Source organism: Candidatus Sordicultor fermentans (genome assembly GCF_012728195.1).
Classification (GTDB): Bacteria; Atribacterota; Atribacteria; order Atribacterales; family Caldatribacteriaceae; genus Sordicultor; species Sordicultor fermentans.
In genome coordinates this window covers 1-10,554 of sequence record NZ_JAAYFP010000161.1, presented here as the reverse complement: position 1 = coordinate 10,554, position 10,554 = coordinate 1, and the positions used below count along the sequence as shown (strand labels likewise).

Annotated in this window: 4 protein-coding genes; 3 read left to right on the top strand and 1 reads right to left on the bottom strand. The window is 42.6% G+C overall.

The window, feature by feature from the left end; genetic code table 11:
• The first annotated feature begins 232 nt into the window (after positions 1-232).
• From rpoB to GXZ17_RS08295, 3 genes are all read left to right on the top strand, one after another.
• Entirely contained in the window at positions 233-3,964 is a 3,732-nt protein-coding gene (gene rpoB / locus GXZ17_RS08305) for a DNA-directed RNA polymerase subunit beta (RefSeq protein ID WP_409376823.1), read from the top strand.
• 18 nt (positions 3,965-3,982) lie between these two features.
• Entirely contained in the window at positions 3,983-8,938 is a 4,956-nt protein-coding gene (rpoC, locus tag GXZ17_RS08300) for a DNA-directed RNA polymerase subunit beta' (RefSeq protein WP_409376822.1), read from the top strand.
• A gap of 279 nt (positions 8,939-9,217) precedes the next feature.
• Positions 9,218-10,306, top strand: a complete 1,089-nt coding sequence (locus GXZ17_RS08295; protein ID WP_409376821.1) for a lysophospholipid acyltransferase family protein — start codon at positions 9,218-9,220, stop codon at positions 10,304-10,306.
• A 26-nt stretch (positions 10,307-10,332) separates the two neighbouring features.
• On the opposite strand, the gene GXZ17_RS08290 is transcribed toward GXZ17_RS08295, so the two are convergent.
• On the bottom strand, positions 10,333-10,554 hold a 222-nt coding region (locus GXZ17_RS08290; protein WP_409376820.1), incomplete at its 5' end, for a hypothetical protein.

Below are 10,554 nucleotides of genomic sequence, written 5' to 3'. Positions count from 1 at the left end.
TTCGTGAGTTGCATTTATATCCCACAGGAGGTTGTTTTTTAGAGACCTTCCAAAAGTGCCTCAAGTCAGGCCTTTGTGCTATTGACATTTGATTAAAAAGCTTATATAATAGCTATTTGTCTTTTCAGGTGTATTTAAGACGGGAGGACGAAAAGTTATTATTCTTTCTTCAAACAAAGTGTTATCTAACAAAAATTGCTACTCGATTTTCCCTCAAAAGGTGGTGTGATTAGTGAGTGTAAGTTATATTGAGAGGCAAAGTTTTGCCAAAATCCCTTCTTCCTTGGAACTTCCTGATTTCATAGAGATTCAAAAAAAGTCTTTTGATTGGTTTTTGCAGGGAGATGTCCCACCTGAAAACCGTAAAAAGCAAGGATTGCAGGAAGTTTTCCTGGAAGTGTTTCCGGTTCAAGATTTTACTGGAAGACTGGTTCTCGAGTTTGTCAATTATCGATTGGAAGAGCCAGTTTTTACTGTTAAAGAGGCTAAGGAAAAAGGGAGAACTTATTCTGTTCCTCTTCATGCGCGGATAAGATTAATTGACCGGCAAACCAATGAAATAAAGGAACAGGATGTGTACATGGGTGATATACCTCTCATGACCGAATGGGGTACTTTTGTAGTTAATGGAGCCGAACGAGTGGTAGTTACTCAGTTAGTTCGCTCTCCCGGGGTATTTTTCTCTCGAGAAGTTACTACCACCGGGAAAGTGGATTACGGCTTTAAGATTATTCCCAATCGGGGGGCGTGGTTAGAATTTGGAATTGATACAGGAGATATCATTTACGTACGAGTAGATAAAAGGAGAAAAATTAACGCTGTCACTCTGGTTAGAGCTCTGGGATATGAAGATAACGAGGAAATTTTGTCTATGTTTGATTATCATCCGATTATCCGTAAGACTCTGGAGAAAGATCCTTCTACTAATTACAAAGAAGCAGTGGTAGAGATCTTTCGTAGACTTCGTCCCAGCGAGCCTCCTACGGAGGAGAACACCAGAGATTTCATGAGATACCTCTTTTTTGACCCTCGTCGCTATGATCTGGGTGAAGTTGGTCGCTATAAAATAAATAACAAGCTAAAGTTGGAAGAAAGAGTTATTCGGATAGAAGAACCAGTGTTGGCTGAGGATATTGTGATTGACTTGCAGGATAAAAAATGCCTGCGAGATATCAGCTTACTGGGTGAAGATATTGATACTTCTCGTTATCGAATAGCAGGAAAAAAGGGAGAAAGAATTAACCGTCGCCTGGCCCAGGAATTGGAAAAACTTAACGAAGAATACCCCATAGAATACATAAAAGTGTTTAGCGAAGAAGAATTACCGGTGAAAATCTATGTGGAAAGAGAGGACACCTGGGAGGTTCTTTCTGAGGATCTGGAAGGAAGAATTTTGAGTGAAGCGGTAGTGGATGAGATAACTGGAGAAGTTCTGGTAGAAAAAGGAAAACCTTTAACTCTGGGTCTTATCCGGGATCTGCGAGGATTAGGAATAGAAAGAGTGAGGGTTAAAAAATACCGAACTCTCACTCCCGAGGATGTAGTGGGCAGTATTCGCTATTTCCTTAATCTTATTGATGGTATTGGTTATGAAGATGATATTGACCACCTTGGCAACCGACGAGCTCGTATGGTGGGAGAACTTTTACAAAACCAGTTCCGCATCGGTCTTTTGCGAGTAGAGAAAGTGATCAGGGAACGGATGACTATTCAACCTGATGTGGAATCAGCCACTCCTCAAAGTCTCATTAATGTGAGGCCTATTGTTGCTGCTATGCGGGAGTTCTTAGGCAGCAGTCCACTATCTCAATTCATGGATCAGGTTAATCCTCTTTCTGAGATTACTCATAAGCGAAGATTGAGTGCCCTAGGGCCGGGGGGCTTGAGTCGAGAGCGGGCAGGTTTTGAAGTCAGGGACGTGCATTATACCCATTACGGAAGAATATGTCCTATTGAAACTCCAGAAGGCCCTAATATTGGTCTTATTACTTCTCTGTGCATGTTCGCCAAGGTTAATGATTATGGGTTTATAGAAACTCCTTATCGAAGAGTGGTAGATGGAAGAGTTACTGATGAAATAGTTTACCTTTCTGCCGATGAAGAAGACCTTTATCACACTGCCCCTCCCGATGTTCCCCTGGATGAGGAGGGCTATATTCAGACGGAGAATACAATAGCCCGGTTCAGGGAAAAAATAGTGGAAGTGCCTCGTGATAAGGTTGATTTTATGGATGTTTCTCCTCAGCAGATTATTAGCGCTTCCGCTGCTTTGATTCCTTTTTTAGAGCATAACGATGCTAACCGGGCGTTGATGGGTACTAACATGCAGCGGCAGGCTGTTCCTCTTTTAGTTTCTCATCCTCCCTACATTGGGACAGGGATAGAATACAAGGTGGCGCAAGATTCAGGAGCCACGGTTATAGCTAAAAGAGGCGGAGTGGTGAAGAAAGCTGATGCTTTGCAAATTGAAATAGAAGCAAATGATGGCGGAATAGATGTGTATGAATTAAATAAATTTCAGAGATCCAACCAGAGCACCTGCATTAATCATAAACCAATAGTTAGAAAAGGAGATAAGGTGGAAAAGGGGCAAATCATTGCTGATGGTCCTTGTACTTCCATGGGAGAGCTATCCCTGGGGAAGAACGTTCTTGTGGCTTTCATGCCCTGGGAGGGAGAAAACTTCGAAGACGCCATCATGATTAGTGAAAGATTGGTTAAAGAAGATGTTTTTACTTCTATCCATATCGATGAATACGAAGTGGAAGCCCGGGATACAAAATTGGGTCCGGAAGAAATTACCCGGGACATTCCCAACTTAGGAGAGGATATGCTACGCAACTTAGACGAAGAAGGAATAGCGATAATAGGCTCGGATGTGAAGCCGGGAGACATTCTGGTGGGTAAAGTGACTCCCAAAGGAGAAACCGAGCTTACTCCTGAGGAAAAGCTCTTGCGAGCTATATTTGGAGAAAAAGCTCGAGAGGTCAGAGATACCTCACTTCGTATTCCTCATGGAGAGTATGGCAAAGTCATAGATATTAAAGTTTTCTCCCGGGAAAATGGTGATGAATTAGCTCCGGGAGTGAACAAGCTGGTAAAAGTTTTTGTGGCTCAAAAGAGAAAAATCTCGGTGGGAGATAAAATGGCTGGCAGGCATGGAAACAAGGGAGTAGTAGCCCGAATAGTCCGAGAGGAAGACATGCCTTACCTTCCCGATGGAACACCGGTGGATATTGTGCTCAATCCTCTGGGGGTTCCTTCCCGGATGAATGTGGGACAGGTTTTGGAAACTCACTTAGGGTGGATAGCTAACAAGGAAAGACAGTTTTTGTCCAGCCCTCCCTTTGATGGAGCGTGGGAAGAAGAAATTATGGAGCTTATGAGGAAGGTTGAAGCTCCGGAAGAACAAGGTCTTTTCGATCACTTTTTTGATTCACGGATTTCTTCCGATTTTAAACTTCTTCCTCAGGGCAAAACTATTCTCTATGATGGAAGAACAGGAGAGCCTTTTGATAACGAAATTACTGTAGGTTATATATATATGCTCAAATTGGCTCATCTTGTAGAAACCAAAATTCATGCCCGCTCTACCGGTCCTTACTCTTTGGTAACTCAACAACCTCTGGGAGGAAAAGCCCAGTTTGGTGGCCAAAGATTTGGCGAAATGGAAGTATGGGCTCTGGAAGGGTATGGAGCAGCCTATACTTTGCAAGAGATGCTAACTGTAAAATCTGACGATATTGCAGGGAGAGTACAGGCTTATGAAGCTATTGTTAAAGGTAAGAATATTCTTAAACCTTCTCTTCCTGAGTCTTTCAAAGTGCTGGTGAAAGAGTTACAGAGCTTGTGTCTTGACGTGAGAGTATTTGATTCTAAAAAGAGAGAAATTTCTCTGGAGGAAGTAGAAGAGGAAGAAGATACTCCTATTCTGGATATTAACCTCCAGAGAAGAGAAAAATAAAATAGAGGAGGAGAATCCTTGATAGACGTTAATGATTTAGGTGCTATCCAAATTAAATTGGCTTCTCCAGAAGAAATTCGTAAATGGTCTCACGGAGAAGTAAAAAAACCTGAAACTATAAACTATCGAACTCTGAAACCAGAAAGAGATGGACTTTTCTGTGAGAAAATATTTGGACCTACTCGAGATTGGGAATGCTATTGTGGGAAGTATAAAAGAGTAAGAGATAGAGGAGTAGTATGTGACCGCTGTGGAGTGGAAATAACTCGTTCTTCAGTAAGAAGAGAAAGATTGGGACACATCGAATTAGCTGCTCCGGTCTCCCATATCTGGTATTTTAAAAGTATTCCCAGTAAAATGGCTCTTATTTTAGGGATTTTACCTAAAAATCTGGAAAAAGTACTGTACTTTGCCTCGGGCCGGAAAAGAGAAGATTGTTATAAAGTAGTGGAGCCGGGCTCTACTGATTTGGAAGCAGGGTCTACCATCCGGGATATAGAGTATAAAATCTATTCTAACTATGATCCCAATTTTAAAGCTGAACCTGCTTACCGGATTGCAGAAGTTTACAGCCTTCCTTTTACCATTGGAGATCGGCTGAGTGTTAAAGAATATACTCGTTATCGCTCCAAATATAAGGAAAGTTTCACCGTGGAAGAAGTAGAAGAAGACCAGTTTGAGGTAGTAGACATTCGAGTATTTCCTTATCAGCGAGAAGATGAGCTTTCTGAGTCGGAAGTTAAAGAGTTACAAGAAATTTTTGGTGGACTCTTTGAGGAGACTCCTTTATCTGAAACAGTGGAAGAACCTTGTTATATAGTAATTGATCCCGGGCAAACGGGTTTGAAGGTAGCGCAGATAATACTGGAAACGGAGGCCCGGTTGTTCACCCACTACGATTCCACATTTAAAGCAGGGGTAGGAGCAGAAGCGGTAAGAGAAATTTTAAGCAATATTGATGTAAACCAGTTAGCTCGAGAATTACGCAAAGAACTTAAGGAGGCTTCTGGCCAGAAGGCTAAAAAACTCATCAAGAGACTGCAGGTAGTGGAGTCTTTTGCTAAATCGGGTAATCGCCCGGAATGGATGATTCTTGAGACTATACCCGTTTTGCCTCCTGATTTGCGTCCTATGGTGCAGCTGGACGGAGGAAGGTTCGCTACCTCGGACTTGAATGACCTTTATAGACGAGTAATTAATCGAAATAACCGCCTGAAGAGACTTCTCCAGTTGGGTGCTCCAGAAATCATTGTGAAGAACGAAAAAAGGATGTTGCAAGAAGCGGTTGATGCCCTTTTTGATAATGGTAGGAGAGGTAGACCGGTTCTAGGGCCGGGCAATCGCCCTTTGAAGTCACTTAGTGATATGTTGAAAGGAAAAAAAGGAAGATTCAGACAAAACCTCCTGGGCAAAAGAGTAGACTATTCGGGAAGATCGGTTATTGTTTCCGGGCCTCGCCTGGCTTTTGACCAGTGCGGTATTCCTAAGAAAATGGCTCTGGAGCTTTTTAAGCCTTTTGTTATGAAGAAGTTAGTGGATAGGGGCTTTGCCCAAAATATTAAAAGCGCCAAGAGGATGGTAGAAAAAGCAAGAGATGAAGAAGTATGGGCAGCTTTAGAAGAGGTGATAGCTGAACATCCGGTTCTACTCAATAGAGCTCCTACTCTTCACCGATTGAGCATTCAGGCTTTTCAACCTGTTCTCGTGGAAGGTAATGCAATTCAATTGCATCCCTTAGCCTGTTCGGCTTTTAATGCTGACTTTGATGGAGACCAGATGGCGGTACACGTTCCTCTTTCTGCTGAAGCACAGGCTGAATCGCAAATTATCATGCTTTCTTCTCATAATGTTCTTTCTCCAGCGAGCGGTAAGCCCGTTGCTGTTCCTACCCAGGATATGGTGTTGGGTAGCTACTATTTAACTTTATGGGGAGGCGGAGAAAGTAGAAGATATTTTGTAGATGTAGATGAAGCTCTTATTACTTACAATCTTGGCAACCTGGATTTACACGAACCAATTAGAATTAGAGAAATTAGTGAAAAATACCCGGAAATAGAAGAAACCACTCTGGGTAGAGCTATATTTAATGAGCTATTACCCGATGCTATGCCTTATTACAATGAACCAGTAACTAAAAAGAAATTGTCTGAAATTGCCGATCTCTGTTATCGAAAGCTGGGTAACGAGGCTACGGTAACCGTGTTAGACAAGATTAAAAAGGCTGGTTTTCATTTTGCTACCCGTTCGGGAACAACCATCAGCGTGCAAGATCTGGAAATTCCTCCTGAAAAGTGGAGTATCATTGAAGAAGCTAACCGGCGGGTGGAGGAAATCAATCAACATTATGCTGAGGGGCTGATTACCGAAGAAGAAAGAGAACAGAAGGTTATAGACGTCTGGACTAATGCTTCTAATAAAGTGGCTGATGCTATCCTTGAAGAGCTGGATGAATTCAACCCGGTTAACATGATGGCTAAGTCGGGAGCTCGAGGAAGCATTCGCCAGGTTAGCCAGCTATCTGGTATGCGAGGATTGATGGCTGATCCCTCAGGAAGGATTATAGAATATCCCATAAAGGCCAATTTTCGAGAAGGGTTGAGCGTTCTGGAGTATTTCATTTCTACTCACGGAGCAAGGAAAGGTCTGGCTGATACTGCTTTACGGACTTCTAAATCCGGTTATCTTACTCGCCGTTTAGTGGATGTGGCTCAGGATGTTATTGTTAGGGAAGAGGATTGCGGGACGGAAGAAGGAGTTCTGCTTTTTGATTTGCGAGACGAAAATGACCACCTTATAGAATCTTTTGAAGAAAGAGTTTTAGGAAGAGTAGCGTTAAAAGATATAGTAGATAAAAATAATGGAGAAATATTGGTTCACGCGGGAGAAGAAGTTGACGAAAAAGCAATCTCTTTGTTTAAAGAAAGGGAGATAAAGGAAGCCCTGGTGAGATCACCTCTTACCTGCCGGACTCGCTACGGGGTATGCCAGAGGTGTTATGGTAGAAATTTAGCTACCGGGCGATTGGTGGATATAGGAGAAGCGGTAGGGATAATAGCTGCTCAATCAATTGGAGAGCCGGGGACTCAGCTCACCATGCGTACTTTCCATACTGGTGGTATTCGAGTTACTGGTGAAGATATCACTCAGGGTTTGCCTCGGGTGGAGCAGCTTTTTGAGGTGAGAAAGCCCAAGAAAGCCGCCGTCCTTTCCGATGTATATGGAACAGTGGAAAAAATAGAAACGGTAGGAATGAAGAAAAAGATCCACGTTATTCCTGATGATGAAGAAGAAGACCAATCGGTGCGTACTTATCTTATCCCTCAGGACGTAAAGATTTGTGTAACTGAGGGCGAAAGAGTGCAGGCGGGGGATCGGCTTACCTTAGGGCCTATTGACCCTCGAGACATATTGAGAATCAAGGGTATTAAAGCGGTACAGGAATACCTCCTCAGCGAGATTCAATCAGTTTATATCTCGCAAGGAGTGAGTATTAATGATAAACATATCGAAGTTATTATTCGCCAGATTGCTAACCTCAATAAAGTTATGGTGGAGAATGCTGGTGATACTACTCTTCTGTCCGGGGAGCTGGTATTTCTGGAAGATTTTGAAGAGGAAAACAAGAAAATCGGAGAGGAAAATAAGCTTTTAATAGAAAAAGCACAAGATTTCTTAACTGATGCTGTTTTAGTGGAAGAAGTAGTGGATATGACCGGTGAGGTTGTACTGCCCCAGGGCAAAATTCTCAATGAAGATGATATCCGGCTAATTCTCTCTTCTGATTGCAAGCCTTTCTTGGTGGAGAGAAAAGGTAGTTTGCTTCGAGTGGTCCGGGGTTATCGTAATCTGGGGTTGGAGCTAGCAGATAAGATTAACGTAGAAGAAGTCAAAACATCAGAAGGTAAAGTTTTACTAAAAGCTGGTGAATCGTTAAAGCCAGAAGCTATAGACCGGATAGCGGAGATGGGGCCAATTAAATTAAAAGCAAGGGATAAATCTATCTGGGAGAAACTTCGCGGATCAATACTGGCTGAAGAAGTTGTCGACCCCCAGAGCGGGGAAGTACTTCTTCCAGCTGATACCCGATTAGATAATGAAACTGTTGAACTACTTGATGAACATGGAGTTGAGAAGGTAGTAGTGTGGAAGGATGTTAAAGTTTTTCCTATCAAAGAAAGTTTAGTTAAGGCTTTAAGAGAAGAAATTCTGGGAAAGGAAGTAGCTGAGGATGTAATCAGTCCTCAAAATGGTGAAGTTATTGTTCAGGCTGGACAGGCGATAAGCAGAGGCATAGCTCGTCGATTAGTTAGTGAGGGGGTAAAAGAAATCCCTCTCTCTGATGGTCGATTTTTCTCCATAGAAGGTAGATTGATAGAGCTTTTGGAAAAGGAAATAGTGGGTAAAGTGATAGCTCAAGATATTGTATCCGGTAGTGATGGAGTGGTAATGGTGAAAGCCGGACAGGTAATCGACCGAGATGACGTGGTTAAAATTGCTGGAGATAATATAGGATTTCTTCTCATCCGAGAGCCGGATGAAGATAAAGAAATCAAAAGCCTGGTAGAAGAAATATTGTATTTACCAGGGTTGAAGCAGGTAGCCACTGGAAGGCCGGTGGTTTTGGGAATCACCAAAGCTTCTTTAGCAGTAGATAGTTTTCTTTCCGCCGCTTCTTTTCAGCAGACTACCCACGTTTTAGCGGATGCAGCCATCAAGGGCAAAGTTGATGAACTGATTGGTCTTAAAGAAAATGTAATCATTGGAAAAGCTATCCCTGCTGGCACTGGCTTTAGCAAATACAGACACATCCGTCTTTCTACTGAGGCAGAAGAGAAAGAAAGAATAAGAGGAGAAAAATTGAATGAGGAAAGCCTGGATGTGTGGGAATTGATGGGAGCAAAAGAATCATTTGAAGAAGAAGAAGTGGAATACAATTTGGATCAAGGCTACTTTGACGATGCCGGGGAAAGTTAGGGTTTCCCCGGCAAATCACGTTTTCAGGGGTTTGCAAAGGTCTGTGGCCCTCATATAATAATTTATATATAACCGTGGGATTAACTCTGTTGGAGCCTACTGAGAAAGAACCCGGATACAAAAGGTAAGAAAACGGAAACAAATCAAAAACGTAAAATACAGAAAGAGAATTGAAAGGATAGCACCGGGGAAAATCTGCGGTAATCCTGCGTTTTTAACTCTCTTTAAGAGGCAACAGTACTTTGTAAAGCAAGAATATCCAGGAGGTAGCGGTTTATTATGGTTCTGGATAAAGAATCTTTAGAATTTAGAAAAATGAAACGGCTCAATCTTGTTGCCAGGAAATCATCGAATCCAGTGGGGGAGAATTTATATAAACAAGAGCCTTTTTATCCTTTCAGCGAGGTGCAAATTAATGGTGGGGAAAGTAACCGGGGATTAAGAAGAAAATTAGAAACACCGGAGCGGAAAAGAAAATCTAAATCATTTGAACCGGGAAAGTGGTTACTGGAGCGAGTAGGGACTCCCTTTCTCCTTGGGGTGCTGGAGAGTCTGGTTTCAGTTCTTCCCCCGACGCTTATCAAAAAGCTTGCTTTTTTTCTGGGGGATCTATGCTATCGCTTCTCCGGCACGCAGGTGGCTAAAATCCAGTGGATGCAGGTTATGGGGGAGGAAGATGATTTAGAGGTTAATCGCCATATTCAGCAGGTATTTCGCCACTTTGCTCTATCTATTATGGAGGTGATGCTCCTGAAAAAGAAAGGGAGTGAGGTGCTGGATTCTTTAATAGAAGAGGTAGAGGGAGAAGAATTTTTAAAAGAAGCTCTATCCCGGGGGCGAGGAGTAATTTTACTAACTGCTCATTTAGGAAACTGGGAACTTTTAGGAGCCTGGTTGGGAAGTCAGGGTTACCCTGTTACTGCTCTGGTTAATTCTCCGTCGGTTCCAGCTCTTCGGAGATTTGCAGAAGAGCTGAGACTGGCCATGAATATCGAGTTAGTAGAGCGGACTAATATGCTTCCAGTTCGCTCAATCTTGCGGCAGGGGAAAATATTGGGGGTACTGGCTGATCAGCGTGCTTCAGGAGGAGTGGTTTGCAACTTTTTAGGTCGGGAAGCACCTTCTCCTGCTACCCCGGCTGTTTTGCATCTTCGATTAGGGAGTCCGATTATCCCGGCTTTTATTGTACGCCAGGAAGAAGAGATGAAACATCAAATTGCTTTTCTTCCTCCCCTGGAGTGGCCTTCTGCTCCTTCTCATCGGGAAAATATTGTTCGGGGAACGACTCTCTGCAATCAGGTTTTAGGAGAGTTCATTCTCCAATATCCCGAACAGTGGAACTGGTTTTATCACCAATGGAGTGATTAAATTAGGGTTTTACGTTTTTACTAAGTTTATCGAATCTGAGGTTTGATTAAATTATTCTTTCTATGTTTTGCTTCAGAAGACTTCTGGTTTAATAGAAGCGCCTTTGAATAATAGCCAAGCATTATTATGTTTTTAGCAAGCTGGCCTCGGGCGAAAATTCTCCTCAAAAACACCGGAGGTGCTGGCAAGGGCGAGGGAAAGAAGAGGAGTTTCGCATCTTCTTTTTGGAAAAGAATTACCTTCTGTAA

What these genes read in the sequence shown, in the direction of transcription:
- GXZ17_RS08295 (WP_409376821.1), top strand. Translation starts at nt 9,218, where the DNA reads ATGGTTCTGGATAAAGAATCTTTAGAATTTAGAAAAATGAAACGGCTC.